Here is a 22,389-nt window from a genome sequence, read left to right as displayed (position 1 = left end):
GATAAATTCGATATGATATAATTAAGTATTAATTTTAATAATTCTTAATAGCTTTGCATTAGAGTATCGAATCATTGCAATTCTAGTTACAAAAGCAAAGAAATCCCGTATAAAAAAACGGCTCAACTTTGCTACACGATACGATCGACTTGATACTTTATTGAGTTGTCCAATTTTAGTATAACCTTCTATTAAAAAGTTATGACATCACAATCAGGAATCAGTTTTCACGAGTTTAAAAAAGAGGTTCTGGAAGATTACCGTATCGCCCATCTTAGTCGCAATTTAAGTTTGTTGGGACGCAAAGAGGTGTTGGGAGGAAAAGCCAAATTTGGTATTTTTGGCGATGGGAAGGAGCTGGCACAAATAGCCATGGCCAAACAGTTTAAAAAAGGCGATTGGCGTTCGGGTTATTATCGCGACCAAACCTTTATGCTGGCAGCCGGCATGACCACCCCGATGCAATTTTTTGCCGCACTATATGGCCAAACAGATACCGACCTGAATCCGGATAACGGTGGACGCTCCTTTAACAACCATTTTGGAACGCGCATCATAAAGGAGTCGGGTCAATGGAAAAATATCGTTGATATAAAATGTACCTCATCAGATATTTCGCCTACCGGAGGTCAGATGCCACGATTGTTAGGTTTGGCTTTAGCATCTAAATTATATCGTAACAACCCGGCTATAAAAAATCATCTTAAATTTAGCCGCAATGGCAACGAGGTGGCCTTTGGTACCATTGGCGATTCCAGCACCTCCGAGGGGCATTTTTTTGAAACCATGAATGCGGCCGCGGTGCATCAGATACCTATGGCCGTGTCGGTTTGGGACGATGGATACGGCATTTCCGTTCCTAAACACTTACAAACCGCCAAAAATAGCATTTCTGATCTTCTTAAAGGATTCGAAAAAGGGGTAAAGGATACTACGGGTATCCTCATTTATAAATTAAAAGGATGGGATTATGCGGGTTTGTGCCAGGTCTATCAGGACGGAATAGCACGCTGCCGAAAGGAACATGTACCCGTGCTGTTTCATATAGAAGAGTTAACACAGCCCATTGGTCATTCTACTTCCGGATCGCACGAGCGCTACAAATCGGCAGAACGTTTACAGTGGGAAAAAGAATTCGACTGCCTGCTTAAGATGAAAGAGTGGATGATAGAACGCTCCATTGCCAGCGCAACGGAATGTGAACAAATAGAAGAAGCTGCCTTAGGTGAGGCGCAGGAAGCGCAAAAAAATGCATGGGAAATGTATAGTAATCCATTAAACAAGGAACGTGACGATTTAATTCATCTTATTGAAACTAAGTCGTGCGTCTGTTCCGCAAGTCAGGATGAAGCGCTAAAAGAATTAATAAGCAGCCTGAAAGGTGTTTATGTACTAAACAGAAAGGAAATTCTATCCACCGCCCGAAAAATAGCGCGCCACCTATGCACTACCTGCGCAAAAGAGAACAGCTTAAAACAAAGATTGCAACAATGGATTATTGCCTACAAAAACAAAGCACATATAATGTACAACAATCGGCTCTATGCCGAGGATGAGTTTTCAACGCTAAAAGTATCGGTGGTTCCACCTCACTACGCCGATGACACGGTTAAAGTGCCCGGAAGAGAAATATTACGCGACAATTTTGATGCGCTCTTTGCCAAAATACCCCAACTGGTTAGTTTTGGCGAAGACACCGGTACACTGGGAGGGGTAAACCAGTCGATGGAAGGATTACAAAAAAAGTACGGCACACGACGTATATGGGACGAAGGAATACGGGAAACAAGCATCATAGGCACCGGCCTGGGATTAGCCCTGCGTGGGTTCAGACCCATAGCCGAAATACAATATTTCGATTATTTAATGTATGGACTGCAAACCATAAGTGATGATCTGGCCACGCTACGATACCGGACCAAAGGTGGACAAAAAGCTCCCATGATAGTGCGCACCCGTGGCCATCGCCTCGAAGGTATTTGGCACTCCGGCTCCCCCACTAGTATGGTTATCAATTCCATCAGGGGCGTTTACGTTTGCGTACCTCGTGATATGACACGAGCTGCCGGCATGTACAACACCCTATTGCAAGGCGATGACCCCGGCTTGGTGATAGAACCCTTGAATGCATACAGGGTACGTGAGCCCCGTCCTGACAATATAGGAGAATTTACTGTGCCTTTAGGTATACCGGAAGTGCTGCAGCAGGGCACTCATGTTACCGTAGTAACTTATGGTTCCTGCGTCAGGATTGCTCAAGAAGCCGTTCAGCAATTAAATGAGGTAGGAATCTCAGTTGAATTAATTGATGTACAAACACTGTTACCTTTTGATATTCACGGGGTGATTCTGCACTCCATAAAAAAGACCAACCGGGTGGTGTTTTTCGATGAAGACGTGCCGGGAGGTACCACGGCTTACATGATGCAGCAGGTGCTTGAAAAACAAGGAGGATTTAAATACCTCGACTCTGAACCACAGACGGTGACGGGCAAGGATCACCGTCCGGCCTTTGGTACCGACGGCGATTACTTCTCCAACCCCAATGCTGAAGATTTATACGAAGCCATTTATGGAATCCTAAGTGAGTTTAATCCCGATAAGTACCCCCCTATTTACTAAAATCCACCTAAATTACACAATATTTTGTTGTTGCTCATTTAACCCTTATTGCCGCTCTATCAACTCCCTTCTGATATAGCTCACAATTTTCCATCTGTCGTCGGGTTGGATTTGGCCCTGGTGGGCGCCCATAACGCCAAAGCCGATGGATATGGCATGAAACATTTCGCCATCGGGCTTGGTAACTACCTTATCGGTGAGCAGGCTGGCCGGTGGGTAGGGGTATTTGCCACTGGTAAACAAAAAACCTTTACCATCACCTTTGTCGCCATGGCAATGCAAACAATAAATGTTGTACAGGCGTTTTCCTTCTTTTAATATCTGTGCCTCATTGGGTTTCCCCAGATAAGGATTCAGGAGGTTTTGACCGGCCAGTTTACGGTCTTCCTCGGTCTTTTCGAACTGGTAGGGAATGATGCCACGAGGTATGGTATTTTCCACGGGCAGCAAATTGGTGTTGCCACCCTCCAACACCGGATTCTCGCTATAGGTTTCGTAGCTTCTGCTCTCTTCCATATCCGGGAAATAACTGTAACCCGGCTTGTTTCGGTCCTTATCACATGAAACGGAAAACAGGGTAAATGCCAATGCAATGGGCAAGCTCAGATAGTATTTACTTGATATTTTCATAGTCGAAACTTTCTTTATAAAAAGGGTGGTTCTCGGGAACGAGCTTCGCTTTTGTGAGGGCTTTAAACACAAACCATGCAAACACGGAAACATAAACAAGGGTCATCCCAATCTCGAATAAACCGATATGCGCATGTTCTGCGCCAACTGCACCGGGCATGATGGCAAGATACAAATCGACCCAATGGCCCATAAAAACGATAATGGAAACGTACAATAACCAATCAGACTTCCGTTTACTTCCACGCGACATGAGCGCAAAAAATGGTGCCACAAAGCAGATGATTAAGTTTAAATAAAACAGTGTTTCGAAGCCTTTGATCCGGGTAACAAAATAGGTGGTTTCTTCGGGAATATTTGCATACCAGATTAGCAGGTACTGCGATATCCAAAGGTAAGCCCAAAAAATACTGAAGCCAAAAAGGTATTTCCCCATATCGTGCATATGCTCCTCGTTCACGTGCTGCATGTAACCCATTTTTTGCAGCACCACCAAAAATATGATGATAACGGCAATGGCATTTACAAACAAACCCGAAAAAGTGTACCAGCCATACAGGGTGCTAAACCAGTGGGCATCGATACTCATGAGCCAATCCCACGAAGCGGTAGAACTGGTGATAGCAAAAAACACCACAAAAACCGCGGAATAGGTGCGCAGGCGGTAAAATAATTTCATGTCGGGGTTGGTGTCGCTCATCAGCGAAACCTGCCTTATCTTGCCCAGAAGAAAAATCCATCCCGCCAGGTAAAATAACATGCGGGCGATAAAAAAGGGCAGGTTTAAATAAGGTTGTTTCATCTGTAGCAAAGCGTCCAAATCTTCGGTATGTGTCCAGTGGTACAGAGAATGTGCCCCAAAAATAATAAGTATCATCATCAGTGCGCCCAACCAAATGCGGCTGGCGATGGCTTCCCCGATACGCTGCACAGCGGTTTGCCAGCCCGATTCAGAAATCAAATGTACCGCTACAAAAAAACCGGCACCGAGGCAGAGGCCGATGATCATAAAACCGTTAAGCAGAATGTTGGCCCAAAAGCGGTGGCCATCTATCCCGCCCGCAAAAAAACCTAACAGGGTCAGCACAAGGCCAACTATTGCAGCTGCGGCAAGCACTGTTGTTCCCTTTTTAGGGAAGATAAAATCCATTTTAAATTCCTTTACAGACTCCTCATGCATGGCTATCGGTTTTAGTAGGTTCAACATACTTTACTTCCTGAGCTCCTGCACTAGTCAACATTTCAGAAATCATCTCCGATTTATTTTTTTCATTTACTTCAACCACTATCAAAAAGGCATCATCCGTTGTTCTCTCGTCAAAAATAATGGTTTCTGCACCAGGCCCTAAGCCTGATTTTATTAGAAAACCTACTACCAGTGATATGGCGGCAAAAAGTACGGCCATTTCAAAGGTTACCGGAATAAAGGAAGGCACAGAGAAAAATGGTTTACCTCCAAAATTAAGCGGCCAGCTTGTTGTAAAAACCCAGGCTTGAAACCAAAATGCCAAAATGCCACCCAAAGCCCCCGCCACAAAGCCCAATCGTGGTAAACGCGACCGCTTTAATTTTAGCACATCATCTAAGCCATGTACGGGGAAGGGGGTGCGCACATCAAATATGGCAACATCCTTATCCTGTATTTCTTTGATGGCCTTAATCAGCTCTTTATCATCCCAAAAAAGACCCGTTATATATTTATTGCTTCTCATCGCGACCTCCTTTCTTGATAAATTTTTCGCCCGAACTCTTCAGCACACTTTTTACTTCGGCGATGGCCACCACCGGGAAGAACCGGATAAATAAAAAGAACATGGTGAAGAACAATCCGAAGGTACCCAAAAACACCCCTACCTCAACCCAGGTTGGATAGTACATCACCCAGCTCGAAGGTAAAAAATCGCGGTGTAGTGAGGTTACGATAATGACAAAACGCTCGAACCACATTCCGATATTGATAAAAATGGATATCACAAAGGTAGCTGCCAGATTGCGCCGTATCTTTTTAAACCAAAAAAGTTGAGGCGTAATTACATTACAAGCCATCATAATCCAGTAGGCCCACCAGTAGGGTCCAAAGGCACGGTTTATAAAGGCATATTGCTCGTACACCACTCCCGAGTACCAGGCCATAAAAAACTCGGTTACATAGGCGATACCCACAATGGATCCCGTGGCAATAATTACCTTGTTCATTGATTCTACGTGCCCAACCGTAATGTAATTTTCCAGATTGAGTGCCTTACGGGTGATAATCATAAGGCTGAGCACCATGGCAAAGCCCGAGAACACGGCACCCGACACAAAATAGGGCGGAAAGATAGTGGTATGCCAGCCCGGGATAACCGATGTGGCAAAGTCCATACTCACAATGGTATGTACCGAAAGTACCAGAGGGGCGGCCAATCCGGCCAATATCAAACTCATGGATTCGTGGCGCGACCAGTGACGGGCCGAACCTGTCCAGCCAAAGCTCAATAGCCCATAAATCTTTTTACCAATACCTTTTTTCATCCTATCGCGAATGGAAGCGATATCGGGTATTAGGCCCATATACCAAAACAATACTGAAACCAGGAAATAGGTAGAGATAGCGAATACGTCCCACAGAAGAGGGGAATTAAAGTTGACCCACAGATCGCGGGTGTTGGGATAAGGAAAAACAAAAAAGGCCAGTGGCAGTCGTCCCATGTGTATCAAGGGAAACAGTCCTGCGCACATCACCGCAAATATAGTCATGGCCTCGGCGCTGCGGTTGATGCTGGTGCGCCATTTCTGACGGAACAGCAGCAAAATAGCCGAGATAAACGTACCGGCATGGCCGATACCCACCCACCATACAAAGTTGGTGATGCCCCAGCCCCAGCCTACTGTTTTGTTGAGGCCCCAGGTGCCAATTCCATCCCATACCGTAAGGTAAATGGCAAAACCCCCCACCGCCAATGCCAACAAGGCCAAGGTCAAACCGGCATACCAAAGCTTGCCGGGCTTGCCCTCCATAGGCCTTATGATATCATCGGTTACCTGTTTGTAACTCTTTGCCCCGGTAACTAAAGGCTCCCTTAATGGTGATACGTACATTAGTTATGCGTTTTTATGTTCGGGTACTGAATTTAATTCTTCTTCCATATTTCGTACTTTGGTAAGATAGGCCACGCTGGGCAGGGTATGCAATTCCTCTAAAAGATGATACCTGCGCGGGTCTTTCATCATTTTGCTTACCGCACTTTTTTCGTCGTTCATATCGCCAAAAGTAATGGCCTTGGCCGGGCAGCCTTGCTGACAGGCGGTCTGTATAGCTCCGTCGCGCAGAGGTTCACCGGCTTTTTTTGCATCCAACTTCTTTTCCTGGATACGCTGAATGCAAAAGGAGCATTTTTCGATAACCCCTTTGGCACGTACCGTTACGTCGGGATTGAGCACCAGTCGTTTCAGATCGGTGGACATGCCCGCCGGATCTTTTCGGTTATAGGGGATGGCATCTGCTCCGTTATAATCGTACCAGTTGAAGCGTCGTACCTTGTAAGGGCAGTTGTTATTACAATAACGCGTGCCTATGCATCGGTTATAGGCCATCTGGTTAATGCCCTCTGAGCTATGGTTGGTGGCGGCTACCGGACAAACATTTTCGCAAGGCGCATTATCGCAATGCTGGCACATAACAGGCTGGCGCACTACACGAAGGCTGGCCGGATCGTCGGGGGCTTGCGTGTAATAGCGATCTATTCGTATCCAATGCATTTCGTGCGAGCGGCGTACCTCATCCCTACCCACCACGGGCACATTGTTTTCGACATTACATGCCACCACACAAGCGTTACAACCCGTACACGAATTCAGGTCGATAAACATAGCCCAGTGATGACCTTTGTACTCGTGTTTATTATATAAGGTAGTATGCAGCTTTTCTATTTCAGCGTGCATCTCGTTGCCCGAAGCGGGATCTTTTAGATATTGGCTCAGTGAGGTCTCGCGGACGATGGCCCTGCCTTCCATGGAATGGTGGCTTTGGGTGGTAGCCAGTTCGTACAATCGGCCTGTGTTTTTTGCATCGGCGATAGCCGTATGGTATATAACGCTTTTATCTTTTGATACAAACAGATGTTTAACATCTTTGCCTATTACCTCCGGTTTGGGGCCTTCCATGGTTCGTCCATATCCCAAGGCCACACTGATAACCTGATTGTGATTTCCGGGTTGCACAAAAACAGGCAGCTGGATGCCCGAAACAGAAATAACATCGCCCTGTTTCCATCCTTTTTCTTCTGCCAACCTTGGCGAAACTGAAAAATAATTGTCCCAACAAACGCGCGATACAGGATCGGGCAACTCTTGTAACCAGGGGTTATTGGCCATTTTGCCATCGCCCACCGGAACCGATTGATAAGCGATGAGTTCCAATCCATCCGCATATTTATTGGAGCTCACCTTTGATGCAGCCGACGAAAGATCCGGATTTACAATTGATTTGGCAGGCTTGTCGCGTTCTACAGAAAGTAGCCCCGCACTCAAGGTCTTTTTCCAGGTGGAGATAAATGGGTTTTCGTCAGGGGATTGGGGGATGACATTATCTTGCCAATATTGATAGAGATAATCGTAGGAGTTGATGTCCTCGCCCAATAAGTTTAGTAAAATCTGATTTATATCTTTGGTGTTATAAATGGGGCGGATAACAGGTTGCGTTAAGCTAAGCATCCCTGACACAGCTTCCGCATCGCCCCACGATTCCAAGAAATGACTGGCCGGCAACACATAGTTGCACAAGGCACTTGTTTCGTCGTTTTGAGAGGTGATGTTAACGCTAAAGCCAACATTTTTAATGGCTTCTTTAAAAGATCCGGCATGGTGCATATTGTAGGCCGGGTTCGATTCCAAACAAATCAGCGCACCTACTTCGCCCTGTTTACAACTCTGCATCACTTGATCCAGCGCCCGGTCATTCCCCTGGTAGAGGTTAATCTCCTGATTTATATCGATGGTACTGCCGTAGCTGCCCAACATTGCATTTATGCCGCCAACAAGCAACTGGATATTTTTATCGTTGGAGCCGGACAGCACCAGGGATGCTGACTTGTTGGCAAGCAATTGTGTGGCCACAGCTTTCACCTCTTTCTCGAAGCCTCCCTTGTTCAGGGTAGTTAAACCCATGGTTTTGGCCACCTCGTTATAGAGCGACAACACATATTTTCCTTCCTGTGATGGCTTAATTACATATCGCTCGTCGGCATTAGAGCCGGTCAAGGACATTAAGCCCTCGAAATGAATATGTTTGGATAAGTTTTTTTGTCCGTCGTCGAGTTTTCTGTTTTGTACATATTGATGAGTAAAAACCGTTGGCATGAGCCAGGTACCTAAAAAGTCGGCACCGAACGAAACGATAACCTTTGCCTTGTCGAACCTGTAGCTTGGAATGATAGCTTCACCAACCAAAGCCTCATAAGCTTCCCGCAGTCCCGAATAGGAATATGTATCTAAACTAATTTGTTTTAAGTTGGGGTATTTAGCTTTAAATTTTTCGATCAAAGCTTTTTGCGAAGGGCTGATAATAGTAGCCGTTAAAAGCACGATATCTTTATCGGCTGATAAATTATCCAGCGTTGTTTTAATACCGGCATTGGCTTTTTCCCAGGTTATTTCCTCTTTATTAAAGGTAGGATTTTTGGGTCGCGATTCATCATACAATCCTAAAAGCGAAGCCTGTACCTGGGCTGAAGTTCCTCCATGGGTCAGTTTGCTTAGCTCGTTGCCCTCAATTTTAATGGGACGGCCATCGCGCACTTTTACCAGGATGGGAACCGCCTCGCTGCCCACATAAAAGGTAGAGGCATAAAAGCTGGCAACGCCGGGACGAACCTCTTCGGGTTGAATGAGCAGGGGGATGGCCTTTTTTACGGGACGCTCACAGCTGGCCAGCACCGCAGCCGAGGCCACGCTAAATCCAAAATACTTTAAAAAATCCCTCCGCGATGCTTTCAACGCCTCGCTAGCTTGAATTTTATTGGGCAAGTGGACATGGTCGTCTTTTACCCCTTCTTTATATTCTTCTAAGCTTTTCCAGTATTTTTTCATTCCTACAATGTGTATGGTATTACATGCTTTTATATATGATTTTTTACTACATAGCCTGACCCAAACCTTTGAGGGTTCGTTTCATTCCAGCATTAAAATGGATTTACCAATCGTTCCAATAGATAATCCTATTAATTATACATTTAACTATAACAAGTTAGTAATGGCACTTCATGCAATCATTAGCACCTATGTCAACTGCCTTTATGGAATCACGTGCCCCTTGCGCCAGCTCGCTATGATATTTATCGTAAATGGAATAATAATCGTTATTAAACTGCACATTGGTAGTTTTATGGCAATCCAAACACCAGCTCATGGAAAGGTCGTTTTGCTGTTTCAGTATATGCATTTCCTCTACCGGGCCATGGCACTGGTTGCAATCTATTTTTCCGGCTTTAACATGCTGGGCATGGCTAAAAAATACATGGTCGGGCAGGTTGTGCACCCGCACCCACTCAATGTCCGTTCCTTCTTCGTAATGTTTAATCAGCTTGGCAATTTCAGATTTTCCCGAAAGGCTTCCTTCACGCACAATTACGTGGCAGTTCATACACAAGCCCGGACCGGGAATACCTGCCGATTTACTTGTTTCGGCACTAAAATGGCAGTACATACAATCAATCTTATTATCGCCGGCATGTACCTTGTGCGAAAATTTGATGGGCTGGTCGGGCATGTAACCTTCACTCCGGCTTAAACCGGCAGCCCCTGCATAAGCCATTTTTAAATGTACGGTTACGCCAATAACTATAATGAGGATATGCACCATTTTATAGCGCACTATTTTGGTGAATAGCAAATCAATAAGCGCCAGTGCCATAAGGAGACCCAAGAACACGAATAACAAAAGTTGAGGGTAGTTTGCGGGTTTTTCGCCAGGCCCTTCGGTTCCCAATGTTTTTAGGTAAAACCTTATTTGTGCTACTTGCTCGTCACTTAAATCATACCCTTTGTGCACCTTGGCTATAAATCCGTCTGCAGGGCTATTAACAATACTTTTGAAGTCTTCAAAATCAAGTCCCTGAGTAGCCATTGCAATCTCCATGGCCGTGGGATTCCAGTTGATGCTGTCGCCGGTGAACTTGGCATGGCACGAGATACATGAAGGGGTGTTTTCGCCTGTAGTAATTAATCCCTCGAAAAGACGTTCGCCCATCATCAAATTAAACTCGTCGGACTCGGCGTAGGGCTTTCCGTTTTGGGATGAAAAGGCATGTATGGAGAAAGAACACAACAGGGAGGCTAATAGAACAAACCTGATATTTACAGGTGTAATACAAGAAAATATCTTCATGTTGAATCAAGGTTTTAAAGATAATCTGTTAACATGCGTTAAATAATCACCCACAATTTACAAAAAAAAATGAACCATAAAATTTTGTTGTCACAATAAACAAGGCTTAAGCTTAAATATTGTTCAACAAATATTAACAAAAATTAGATATGTGGTTATGGTAGGATAAAAACCAATGGTAATATAAATAGCATTAATTAATACACGCTTGTTGCCGTCAATACTACTTTTGGGAAAAACATCAAGTGAAGAGAGGAAAGTTGGATAATTAAAGAATAGTTATTTGAAGATTAAGAAAATTATTGGCTAGCCCCTTGATTAAATTCTCTGTCACAAAAAAAAAGAGGGCATTTACCAAAGTAAACACCCTCTAAATCATTCGTGAAAATTATATTTTAATTATTTTCTTATGAATTTACTGAGCCTATCGCCAACCTTAACAAAGTAGATACCTGTATTTAAATCATCGATGTTAATGGCGGTATTGGAATTACGAATCTGCTTAACCAGTACACCTGACACGTTGAATATTTGAACCATCTCATTGGTTATATTTTGAATTTTAATGTAAGATGTTGCCGGATTGGGGCTGATGGATAAATTCTCCAAACTATCTGTGTTATCTATTGCTGTGGCTTCTCTCAGGGCGGGTCCTTTAATATCATCGATGTAGTAAGTTTGTGCATCTTCAACGCCTCCATCAATATATATAAACAAATGCGAATAATCATTTGAAGGCATTTCACCGAGGCCAAAATATAGTGTTTGCCATCCATCTATCGTGGTTACTTGTGCATCCGTTTCTTTATAAATACCTCCTTCATTATCTTTTTCGGTGCCCACTTTGAGTCGCACAAAAGTTGCTTTGGGCGAATAGACTTTTAATGAGATTACATTATCTTCTGTAAAGTCAATGGCTTTATTCAACTCAACATGAATGCGTTCCCAACCGCCCCAGCTGGTTCCTTTATCCCACTGAGCCACAAACGAGAATGATCCATCCGGGTTCAGCTGCCCCGGGTTCAATGCTCCTGCGGGATCTCCCATTCCTTCAACAACCGTTGTTACATCGGTACCATCAAAGTCGTTGTACATTGTAAATACAGGTGCCTCACCCGTAGTAAAAGTGATGTTTAAACCATTTACTACATCACCCGAAGAGTAACTCAAGTCGCCATCGGGTACACCCAACCAATAGCTAGTGTTGGCATCCAATAAGGACAAAGGCGTTAATTGCAGCATATTCTGCGCTGCATCGAAATTAATGGCAGCCGCAACTTCAGCACCAGCGCTATTGTCCTTTCTTAATTTCCAGTAGTCGCCTAAATTAGCATTCGTTAACGCTGCGCTTCCGGGCAAATCAAAGCTTAGGTTTGTTTTAATATAATAAGTACCTATAAGTGGCGCCCCTACCGCGTTATCGGTCGGGTAAGAAGTCATTTCAATTTGTGGTGCCGTATTACTTGCCACAATATCATCGAAATAAATTTTATCTCCGGCTGTATAAAAAGTGCTTGACGGATCGATGGTAAGTACTATCTTATTTAAGTTGGTAAACGCTGTTCCCGAGAAGTCAAAAAACAGTTCGGTCCACTTTCCGGTTTGCTCAGGTTTTAATTGAACACCTATCTCCCTGTTTGTTCCCCAGTCCGGATTATTCTCAAGCTTGAGCCTTACCAGCGCCGGGTGTGCCGACCATACTTTTATTCGGAAATAGGGAGTGGCCACAAAATTTACATTACCGGGCAAATCATCACCAATACCGGCATCGCCACCACCATGTATGTAAGCTCCTACATTATCGGATCCATTTACTGCATCTTTGGCCGGATTGGCCACCTTCTCAAACTTTGAAGAGTTATTCCAGCTCCCGAAATTAATAAGTTCAACTGTTTCGTAATCCGAGTAAACAACTGTACTTGACGGATTGATTGCATTGGATGTAAATGTACTTTCCAAACCAGTTAAAGTACCGGCCTCATCGTGGAATTTAATGGCGTTATCGTTAATGCCAAATGTATATTGTGTTGAAATATTCATCGGCAACTTAGTTAAGGTAAAGGTGATAAGGGTTTTATCCTCATTAATGGCTACCTCAAAATCTGTAAAATCATCGATGCCTTTTTTCATGTAAGCTCGTGCTGACAAATCTGTAATTTCCGATCCATCGGCATTCAGCAATTTAACATTTGATTTAATGGTTAATTTATCTGTAAAGCCATTTATTTCTGTAGCGCCCTCTGCCGGTAAAAAACTTATAGTTGCTGACTGCAATGCTGCTCCTTGCAAGTTGTCGAAATAAATATTGGCATTTTTAGTGTCGGCCCCAAGCGGATAAATAAGGATATGGTTGAAGTCAACATCAGCAAAAGACACATCGGAAAAATCAACGGTGAGTGTTTGCCAGGCTCCCGGTGTGGTATAGGCCAAATCTATTTCTTTGGCTACGCCACCGTCCCCTTTTATTTCTGACAGTTTAAACCTAAAATCGGCCGTTGCGCTATGGTAAACGTCAAAGGAAAATACTTTTCCGGCAGACAGATCCACAGGTCTGTTCAGTTCATAGTGGATTCGGCCCCATTCATTTTCGCCTTTGTTAAACATGGCTACCTTGCCGGCACCACTCGGGTTGGCTACTTCCGAAACGGTACCCTCCACCGCATCAACAACAAGGGTATTAGAATTGGTGTCAAAATCTTCATACATGCTCAATACACCATAACCATTAGAATCAATGGTAAATGAACTGTGGCTACCGTTAACAGCGGTGGATGAACCATCGGCATAGGTTAAGGTGTTGTCAACTATACCAAAGGTATACGTCCCGTCCATCAATGCCATTGAAGGTGTAATTGAAATATTGGAAAAGAACTTATTACTTTGGTCGCCCTCGTTCAGCTCTGCTGTGAAGGGGATGTCGGTATTTGCGCTGTTTTTTAAGTATAAAACACCATCTAAACTAGAATTTGTAATGTCTGCGCCATTTTTTTGAAGCTTGTAAGTATATGAGCCAAGATGCAATTTTGAAGGGGCAGCATATACTATGGAGTTATCCGATGGCAGGAAACTAATTTTTCCGGCAGGTGCTGTACTCGTTTTTACAATATCATCCAGGTAAAATTTAGAGCCCGCCATTGCATAATTATTGGGGGCGTCAAACCACACAACGAGTGTACCATAGTTATTATCGTCGGTAACGGTTCCAAAGTTAAAAACCACTTCGGTCCATTTGTTGAGTTGATCATGGCTTAGTTGATAACCACGTTCATAATTATTCCCGTTATCGCCTCCTTCGAGTTTAGCCTGGATATAGACGGGGCTACTTGAATAAACCTTGAACTTTACGTAAGGGGTTACGGTTACATCAACCTTTTGGGCAAGGTCATTAAAATAAGCACCCCCCCACCAATTATTTCCGGGGTGGGTATACTCTATAGCGTAGGCAGATAAATTGCCTGCCGGGATATCTGAACTGGAAACTCGCTGTACGGCAACGCCATTCCAGGCTCCCATATTCAGATTATCGGATTCAAAATCCAATAATGTTACATCCTGCGCATAGGCAGAGAGATTAAAGCCTATTAACAAGGCTAATAAAAGTAGATGTTTTACATGTGCCATTGTATTTGATTTAAGTGATTAATAAATTATTTAATGAGGGTGATCGTTTTGGATAGATTGGCAACCGTGAGTTCAAAATCACCGGGTTCTGTAACTCGTTGGCCCAGTGCATTGATAAACGATAAATCGTTGGCTGTAATAGAAAAAGTGACCGTTTTTGTTTCTCCGGGATTTAAAAGAATCTTATTAAAACGGCGCAGGCGTTTCACATCAGGAGCAAGCGAAGCATACAAGTCGGCTGAATAGAGCATTACCACCTCTTTTCCGGCTCGCTCTCCGGTATTTTTAACATCAACACTAATAGATAACTCCGTATTATTATTCAACTCATTTTGTGAAACCTGGAGATTAGTGTAGCTAAAAGAAGTATAACTTAAACCGTGCCCAAATTTAAACTGTTGATAAAAACCACCCTCGTAATTATACATGCCTTCTGGTGTTTTACTTTCTTCGCTGTGCTTATGATAATAAGTGCCCAGGGAATTATTGAACATTGGATAGGTATAAGGCAATTTTCCGGAAGGGTTTACATCGCCGCTTAGTATATCGGCCAGGGCATCACCTGTATGGTTGCCACACAAATAGGTTTGAATAATGGCGGTCATATTATCTGCAAACCCACTTATAATGCGAGGCCGACCCGCATTAAGTACCAACACGATTGGCTTGCCGGTATTAGCGAGCTCAAGCGCCAATTTTTCCTGATTCTCAGAAATCGTTAAATCATTCAGGTCGCCAGGCTTTTCTGTGTAGGAATTTTCGCCAAGGCATAAAATAATGACATCCACATTTTTTGCAGCTTTAACGGCCGCATTAAAATCTACCTTATGCTCATCCATATAGGTTCGGCCATGCATATTATACTCTACACCAGGCACATGAACAACATTTGTTTTTCCAAATTTATTTTCAATGGCTTCTAATATGGTATTATATTCCATCGCATACTCCTCTGCTTTTTCTCCTTGCCACGAGTAGCTCCACCCACCATTTACCGTTCGCATACTATTGGCATTGGGGCCGGCTACTAATATCCTTTTGCTTTTGGAAAGAGGCAACAACTCCGATTTATTTTTCAACAAGGTAATTGCTTCCGATGCCGCTGTATAGGCTATTTTATTGTGCGTTTTACTAAAGATATCCGGATTAGGTTTTACTACGGGGGTATCAAAAAGACCCAATTTATATTTGAGGTTTAAAATACGTCTTACGGCATCATTTAATCGCTCCATACTAATCTCTTTTTCATTCACTAGCTCAACGAGTAAATCACAATACTGCACATAGTTATAAGGAATCATAGACATATCAATGCCGGCATTAAAAGCCAGCTTAATCGCTTCTTTATGTGAGGAGGCCACTTTATCCCTATTATGGAGATTCTCAACATCCGCCCAATCTGTAACAACCAAACCATTAAATCCCAACTCCTTTTTCAGTAATCCGGTAATTAAATTATGACTCCCATGTACGGAAACTCCATTCACTAAGCCCGAGTTTATCATAACTGATGCAGCACCCACCTCCACCGCTTTTTGAAATGCCGGCAGGTGATATTCGCGTAATGAAATATCAGATATTTCGGAGGGAGTGCGGTCCTTTCCGGAAGATGCCAGGGTAGAGTACCCAATAAAATGCTTTACGCAAGCCGCTACACTTGTTGCGGAACTAAGCTGTTTTCCCTGATAACCCTTTATCATCTGAACACCCATCTCCGAAATCAGATAAGGGTCTTCGCCAAAGGTTTCCCATATACGTGGCCATCGGGCATCGCCCCCTAAGTCTAACACAGGCGAAAAGTTCCAGGGGATATTGCTGGCGCGTGTTTCGGCAGCTGTTACTTTGGCTGCCTGATAAACTAAATCGCGGTTCCATGTGGCCGCTTGAGCAATTTGTTGAGGAAACATGGTTGCTTCGGCGGTGTAGGTGCCACCATGAATGGCATCGATACCGTACAAGACCGGTATTTTTAATCGTGTGTTTTCAGTGGCCACATTTTGTATGGAAGACACGACTTGATGCCAGGTATGTATGTCCCTGGCTCTATTGTTGGCTGTATTTAACACAGCGCCCACATGGTAATTGGCAACTGCATCCTCAATCCGCTCGTTGTCCATCTGTAAGGGTTCGTAACTTGAATACGGGTCATCTCCTTTAGTAATTACATCCAATGTTATTTGAGCTGTTTGCCCCACCTTTTCTTCAATGGTCATTTGCCCAATCAGCTGCTCAACAAATGGTATGCGTTCAACCGTATCGGAAGGCGAAGGGCTGCATCCACCAACAATTACGATGAGCAGGAGCAGATATAGTGCTTTAATTAGATTCATAATGTTAAAAAATCTGTTATCGTTGAATAAGTTTTTGCGTTATTTTGTTTTTATCAGCATAAAGCTGAAGGATATATATCCCTTTTTCATCGGCTTTATTAAAGGATATTGAGGAAGAACCGGAGAATAAAAAGTCCGGCTTTGATTCCACGATACGCCCGTGCATATCAAACAACTGAATTTGATTGATATGGTATTTATTATTGAAACTGCTATTGATTGAAACACTTAAGTGGTTCGTTGAGGATACTTGTTTTATTTGCAGCCCGGAAGCACTCATCTCCTTAGGAAGCGCTGTTGGTGTAACTAAGTCAAAGTGGATATAATTAAGGTTGAAACCACCCTGAATAATGTAAAGTTTTATTTCCTTTTCGTTTTTACCGATGAAAACATTGCTATACTTAACATCCGACCATGCCTGGTACCCATTCGTATTAGGCACTTCGATATGTTGCGAAGGGCTAATGGCTTTTGAACCAATGAGTAGGTTGAGCTGACCTTTTTGCGGGGAAGCCACCCTGAAGGTTATATCGTAATATCCTTCGGTTATGTTATTTAGCGTGTATTTAAGCCATTCTCCATTTTCTGTCCAGCCTATATTGTAACCATTACTTGTAAAGTCGAGGCAAGCTTCTATGTCCACACCATCATTACGGTAGGCATAACCCTGATTTGGGGCGGTATAGATACCGGTTGAACCATGCAAGTTTTGATACCCTTTATCGTTCCAGGCATCATTGAGCAAACCGATGTCGTAATCTGTGCAGAATATTATACCGGGTATATTGTGTTCCTTAAATGGTTTTGATGCCGCTCCATAAGGCAATTGGGTAATGGCATAAACAACATCCTCGTTATACACACAATTTTCGATGAGCAAATTAGTTGTCATTTCGGCCATGGCAGCCGCAGCTGTTGCTTTATCAGGCTTAGCACCGCCATTGGTATAGTCAACAATAGCTTGCCATTTATCACTAACCATGGTAAAGGGATCGTCAATATCCATTTGTTTATAGGCCCAGGTGGACCAGCCAATATTTAAGTTTTCGCATAGCTTAACCATATCCGTTAACCAGGTATTTGAATTTTCTCCTGTTTCGCCCAGGTATAGCGGAATATTCAGGTGGTGTCTCAAATCCAGTATGCCTTGTATTTCGGTTTGACTATTATAGTTCCAGTATTTATGAAAACTAAAAGCAATGTTATTGTCATAGTCCGCAAGTGAATGCAGACCATTGAAGTTATTGGCCCAACAGTTCCCTTCGATAAAAATGATATGATTGCTGTCGTATAGACGGATTTCATCGATTACGTCCTGGTACAAAGCCAGTAAGGGAGCGTTTTCATTACACGTACAACCACTGTCGTTACCGGTATTGTCTAAATCCCAATTGGTTTCGTTCAGGAGATCGTAGCCACCGATATGTGTTTTGTTGTGATACCTCTGCGCCAGCTTGCCCCATAATGCCACCATTTTTTGCTTGTTCAGCTCACTTTCCCAAAGGGATGGTTTTGATGGGTCGTAGTCGCTAATATCGGCATTCTTTCCCTGCCCACCGGGTGCTGCGTGTAAATCCAGTATAAGATACAAATCGTTAGCCTCGCACCAGCTTAATAAGCCGTCAAGCATTTCAAAACCTTTGCTTAGCCAGGTTATTTGTCCCTGTACGGGCTCATCCTCGACTGGGGGGGTGAACAGATTGTAATGCAAAGGAACCCTGATGGAATTAAAACCCCAATGGGCAACCAATTGAACATCCTCCAGTTTAAAAAAGTTAGCCAGCCACTGCTCATAAAACAGATCGGTTGTTGCCTTATCCGTTAAGTCCTCCAACATGGCGCGTATTTGGTGTTGCGTACCAGCCATATTCGCTGTTCCAAACATATAACCTTCCTGTAGCATCCAGCCACCCGGTCCAAGTCCGCGGATGATGAAATTACCATCGTTATTAACAATTTGTGTGCCTTCGGCTTTTAAATATCCGTTTACATTAACGGCCTTTATGCCATTAAATAAGGACATTAGCGCAAGGAGCAATAAAATTCTGTACATATATTTTACTTTAATATTTTACTTACTAATTTTCTTCGCCACTTGGAAATACATATATATGGGCGGGCACCGAACGGTTACCGTGTTGGTCGATGGTAAAAACAGCTATGTTGTAGCCTTTTAATTCCAATTCGTTTAATTGATACCGGCTAAGCAGTTCGGACGTATTGATGACCACATCGTCATATTTAATTTCGATGGTTTTTGCAATATTCCCAGCCGGGTTGGTCCACTTTAACAAGGCGGTTTTATAGCCTACTTCAGCTGTAAGATCTATTACTTTAGGCGAATAAATCCGATTACTCAAGTATTGTTGGTAATTATCCTCCATTTCTTCGCACCCCAATATCCATATCATCAACAGGGGTATTATCCAATATTTCCTTTTATCCTTCATATTGATATCATGTTAATTGCTTCCGTAAAGCGTTAGTTCTGATATGTTCACATATATTTCGCTTCCAAAATTTTCGGTTATCGATAATTTTAAATATCGGGAGAGATTAACCGGCGAAGGTAAGTTAAAGCTATGCCCATTTATGGCGGCCTGGATATACTCTTCGGGTACACGTCCTTCAGAGTCTCTGGGATCGTCCAGCGAATGCTCTGCAATAAGTGTCCAGTTTACTTTATCATCGCTGGTATATAAGCGAAAGGCTTTAAAATTCTCGCCCTGGTAATAGTAATACTCTTTTTCGTTACCATACCAGTAGGCTCGCTGCCATAAAGCAAAACGATTAACTACCGCATCGTCCTGGCCCAAATCAATAACTATATCGAGGGGGAAATTTAGCTGGCCTCCGTTATTGTCGCGCGAAATCATGGCATAGCTGCCTTGTCCGTTGGAGCCCAGGTAGTCAATCTGACCATCCCAAATATTTACGGTTTTTCCTTCATAAGCATTTCCATCCACGCTTAGGTTCTCCACTAATGTCCAAAGCGATTTATCTATTTCCTCCTCAAATTTTGGTGTATGTTCACCCTTGGTTACTTTATCCGTTTTGTTATTGTAAAAGTCTTCCACCATCACAAAAAACTCCTTGCGATTGGTATTCATCCCCCTTACAATAATGGATTCATTGACCCGGGACGAAGACAGGTATATAGGATCTGATTCTTCTGCGCCCTCTTCTTTAAATGTTAACCAGGTATAAACGATGTCAGCGGCAGGGTTGGTCCAACTTATTCTTACGCCTCCAAAATCCGGTGAAATTTCAATGCTTTCCTTAACCATTTCGATATTAGAAATAAGGGGTGTAATAGTAACTGCTGTTGCTGCCGACTCCCTTTTGCTACTGTTCACCGCAACTACCTGTACCGTATGCTCTTCCGTATCATTATAGCCCTTAATGTATAAGGTATCGTTATACAGACTGCTTACGGTAAATAATTCCTGACCAAGTGTATTGGTATAATATGCCTTGGCAAAAAGCACATCCGGATCGTCAGGCAATTGACAAACTATTTTTGCCCCTCCATTTGTTGGGAAAACCTCAATCCCCGAAACCTGACCGGGAGCTATGCCATTTTCTTCTTGCTCACACCCTACCGAGGCCAGTAGGAATACAAGTATTGGAAATAATATTTTTGCTTTCATCTGCTTAAAATTATATATGAGACTGATAGATAAGAGATAAGGGACGGCTGTCGCTTAGCTGATTTCAATCATTCCCCTGTGTGTTAATCCCAATAATCATGGGTGATCTGTTTATAATTGATTTCCTTTGCCACTAACTTGTCCGCCATAGCGGGATAGCCCGCCCCGATTTTTCATCGGGGGAACTCGTTTCATCTCGATTTAACTTTTCATGGTTGTACTTAATATAAAATCAACATACCCTTACCAGCCCAGATTTTGAATCAGGTTAGGGTTTCTTGAAAGTTCTTCCGTTTTAATTGGTTGGAAATAATCGCGTGGTGTAATAAACGAACGCTCTCCTACATTAATAAGCGTATAAAACCGATCGATCTGGCTCTCCGTAACGCTCCATCCTTTAACCGGAGTGCTAAAGTACGTTTCGGCTTGCTTCCAACGTCGTATATCGTCATAGCGGTGGCCTTCAAATGCCAGCTCAATCAAGCGCTCTTGTTGGATAATATCGCGTAAGCCCTCCTGCGATGCGTGCTTACCTACCGTTTTGGCTAAGGAAGCATCTGACCAAACATCTTCAACATTTGGCAGTCCTACCCTTTGACGCACCTGATTTAAGGCTTCATAAACGCTGGCATTAGGTCCGTTGTATTCGTTATACGCCTCGGCATAATTTAAGTAAAGCTCCGACATACGAATTAAAGGCCAGGGATAATTAACCAGCTTATCATAACCATTACCCTGCGAGTCGGGATGCACATATTTTTTTAATCCATATCCAGAAATCAGATAATCATTTGAGCTACCCTTTTTGCCACCCGGTACTTCACCATTACGCATTTTTAAAAACTGCTTTATACCATGGGCGCGATTATAGCCCCTATCGAATGCAATAGTTGCATAAAATCTGGGTTCTCTGTCGAAATGAAGCTGTACGGTCTCCTGCCCTATTTGTACAACAAACACACTAAAATCTGCAGCTGTTCCTCTTCGCAGCACATATTTATTATCGTAATCGAAGCTTAAATCCTGGTCAATTGGTAAGCCATTTTTGGTGTAATATAATTCGGCCATCCGGTAAGTAGGCGACAGCCATTGCCATGCCGCCTCGTTGCTGGATGCTGCCGTACTTTTTATTAAGGTGGATGCCTGAATTTGGTAATAATCCGTAGTGACCCTCGATAGCCCCCAAATTAATTCACTGTTCCAACGATCAACAAACATGAATTTGTAGTTGTAAATACTTTCGGTAAACTCAGCATCGTAAATCACATTGGCATTATCGTAGGCCCGATACTCGCCATCAAAACGATACATTCTTACCCCGTTTCCTTCCGCCAGTTGAATCGCATATTCGGCCGCTTCCAGTGCTTTAGCCCACTTTTGCTTATCGAAAGTGGTATTAAATAACTCTTTCCCATTTTTATCGGTATAACCCGCATAAAACTGAGCATTGCCATTAAACAGTGGACTGGCTGCATACAGCAGCACTCTGGATTTAATCGCGGCCGCTATAGTTCGGTCAACGCGCCCCAGAAAGTTGGTATTTGTAACCCTTGCCGGCAAATCGGTAATAGCCAGGCTTATTTGTGTCTCGATATAATCAAAACATTTATCTGTTGAATTTCTAAATACCCTCACTTCTTCGGGCGAGGCCGAAATAGGGAAATTTTTATCCATAATTGGGATGGGGCCATAACGCATAACTAACAAAAAGTGATAATAGGCCTTTAAAAACCTCACCTCCGCACTCCACTCCCGTTTTTCCGAGTCGGACATATCGGGCACTTTACCTATGTTTTCCAAAAAAATATTACAATCGTTAATAGCATTGTACAATGAATGTTGCCATACACCAGCCCCACCGTTATAACCTTGCCAAAAGGATAACATAGGATTACCAACGGATTGCTTTCCCCGCATAATTTCAATGCCATTAACCGATTGACGAATGGGCGAGGTTAGCTCATCGGTCATTACGGTATGGGTACCATATAAATCATCGCTCTTAGGCAAGTAAGAATAGCAAGTAGCCAAGGCTTTATAGGCTTGCTCTTTGCGTTCAAAAACCAGTGACAGCTCCTGCGTTTTTTCAGGCACAATATCAAGATATTCGCAACTTGCTAGCATTAGTGCTGCCAGCAGTACCAGAAGTATATTTGTATATTTTTTCATT

13 protein-coding genes are annotated in these 22,389 nt (G+C 43.2%); 1 reads left to right on the top strand and 12 read right to left on the bottom strand.

Translation table 11 applies throughout. The features are described 5' to 3' along the window. Window positions 1-201 precede the first annotated feature (201 nt). A complete protein-coding gene (locus FN809_RS14515; RefSeq protein ID WP_142534259.1) occupies window positions 202-2,622 on the top strand; it encodes an alpha-ketoacid dehydrogenase subunit alpha/beta in 2,421 nt (806 codons plus the stop codon). Between the two features lie 45 nt (window positions 2,623-2,667). Here the strand turns inward: FN809_RS14515 and FN809_RS14510 are convergent, their stop codons facing one another. The 12 genes from FN809_RS14510 to FN809_RS14455 form a co-directional block, all read right to left on the bottom strand. Next, window positions 2,668-3,252, bottom strand: coding sequence for a c-type cytochrome (locus tag FN809_RS14510; protein WP_185957571.1), 585 nt, complete (start codon window positions 3,250-3,252; stop codon window positions 2,668-2,670). Then, complete coding sequence (locus tag FN809_RS14505) at window positions 3,236-4,459, bottom strand: quinol:cytochrome C oxidoreductase (RefSeq protein ID WP_142534257.1); 1,224 nt, start codon at window positions 4,457-4,459, stop codon at window positions 3,236-3,238. The genes FN809_RS14510 and FN809_RS14505 overlap by 17 nt, the downstream gene beginning before the upstream one ends. Then, window positions 4,425-4,964: a DUF3341 domain-containing protein gene (locus FN809_RS14500; RefSeq protein WP_142534256.1), complete on the bottom strand. Its 540-nt coding sequence runs from the start codon at window positions 4,962-4,964 to the stop codon at window positions 4,425-4,427. Before FN809_RS14500 ends, FN809_RS14505 begins: the two co-directional genes overlap by 35 nt. After that, on the bottom strand, window positions 4,951-6,333 hold the full coding sequence (gene nrfD, locus FN809_RS14495) for an NrfD/PsrC family molybdoenzyme membrane anchor subunit (protein WP_142534255.1): 1,383 nt from the start codon (window positions 6,331-6,333) through the stop codon (window positions 4,951-4,953). The genes FN809_RS14500 and nrfD overlap by 14 nt, the downstream gene beginning before the upstream one ends. 3 nt (window positions 6,334-6,336) lie before the next feature. Next, window positions 6,337-9,321 carry a Fe-S-cluster-containing hydrogenase gene (locus FN809_RS14490; protein WP_142534254.1) on the bottom strand — a complete coding sequence of 995 codons (2,985 nt, stop codon included), beginning with the start codon at window positions 9,319-9,321 and terminating at the stop codon, window positions 6,337-6,339. A 157-nt stretch (window positions 9,322-9,478) separates the two neighbouring features. Further along, window positions 9,479-10,618, bottom strand: coding sequence for a cytochrome c3 family protein (locus FN809_RS14485; protein ID WP_142534253.1), 1,140 nt, complete (start codon window positions 10,616-10,618; stop codon window positions 9,479-9,481). Between the two features lie 399 nt (window positions 10,619-11,017). Further along, complete coding sequence (locus FN809_RS14480) at window positions 11,018-14,239, bottom strand: T9SS type A sorting domain-containing protein (RefSeq protein ID WP_142534252.1); 3,222 nt, start codon at window positions 14,237-14,239, stop codon at window positions 11,018-11,020. A gap of 26 nt (window positions 14,240-14,265) precedes the next feature. Then, on the bottom strand, window positions 14,266-16,569 hold the full coding sequence (locus tag FN809_RS14475) for a glycoside hydrolase family 3 N-terminal domain-containing protein (protein WP_142534251.1): 2,304 nt from the start codon (window positions 16,567-16,569) through the stop codon (window positions 14,266-14,268). Between the two features lie 16 nt (window positions 16,570-16,585). Next, on the bottom strand, window positions 16,586-18,622 hold the full coding sequence (locus tag FN809_RS14470) for a cellulase family glycosylhydrolase (protein WP_142534250.1): 2,037 nt from the start codon (window positions 18,620-18,622) through the stop codon (window positions 16,586-16,588). A gap of 25 nt (window positions 18,623-18,647) precedes the next feature. Continuing rightward, entirely contained in the window at window positions 18,648-19,019 is a 372-nt protein-coding gene (locus FN809_RS14465; protein WP_142534249.1) for a DUF4998 domain-containing protein, read from the bottom strand. A 12-nt stretch (window positions 19,020-19,031) separates the two neighbouring features. Then, window positions 19,032-20,219 (bottom strand): DUF4959 domain-containing protein, encoded by a 1,188-nt coding sequence (locus FN809_RS14460; protein ID WP_142534248.1) that lies wholly within the window; start codon window positions 20,217-20,219, stop codon window positions 19,032-19,034. 243 nt (window positions 20,220-20,462) lie between these two features. Further along, window positions 20,463-22,388, bottom strand: coding sequence for a RagB/SusD family nutrient uptake outer membrane protein (locus tag FN809_RS14455; RefSeq protein WP_142534247.1), 1,926 nt, complete (start codon window positions 22,386-22,388; stop codon window positions 20,463-20,465). Window position 22,389: the final 1 nt, after the last annotated feature.

Origin of the sequence: Saccharicrinis carchari, from assembly GCF_900182605.1 — a bacterium.
In the GTDB taxonomy this organism is placed as follows: domain Bacteria; phylum Bacteroidota; class Bacteroidia; order Bacteroidales; family Marinilabiliaceae; genus Saccharicrinis; species Saccharicrinis carchari.
Note: the sequence above shows the minus strand (reverse complement) of the source record. Positions and strands in the feature narration are given on the sequence as shown.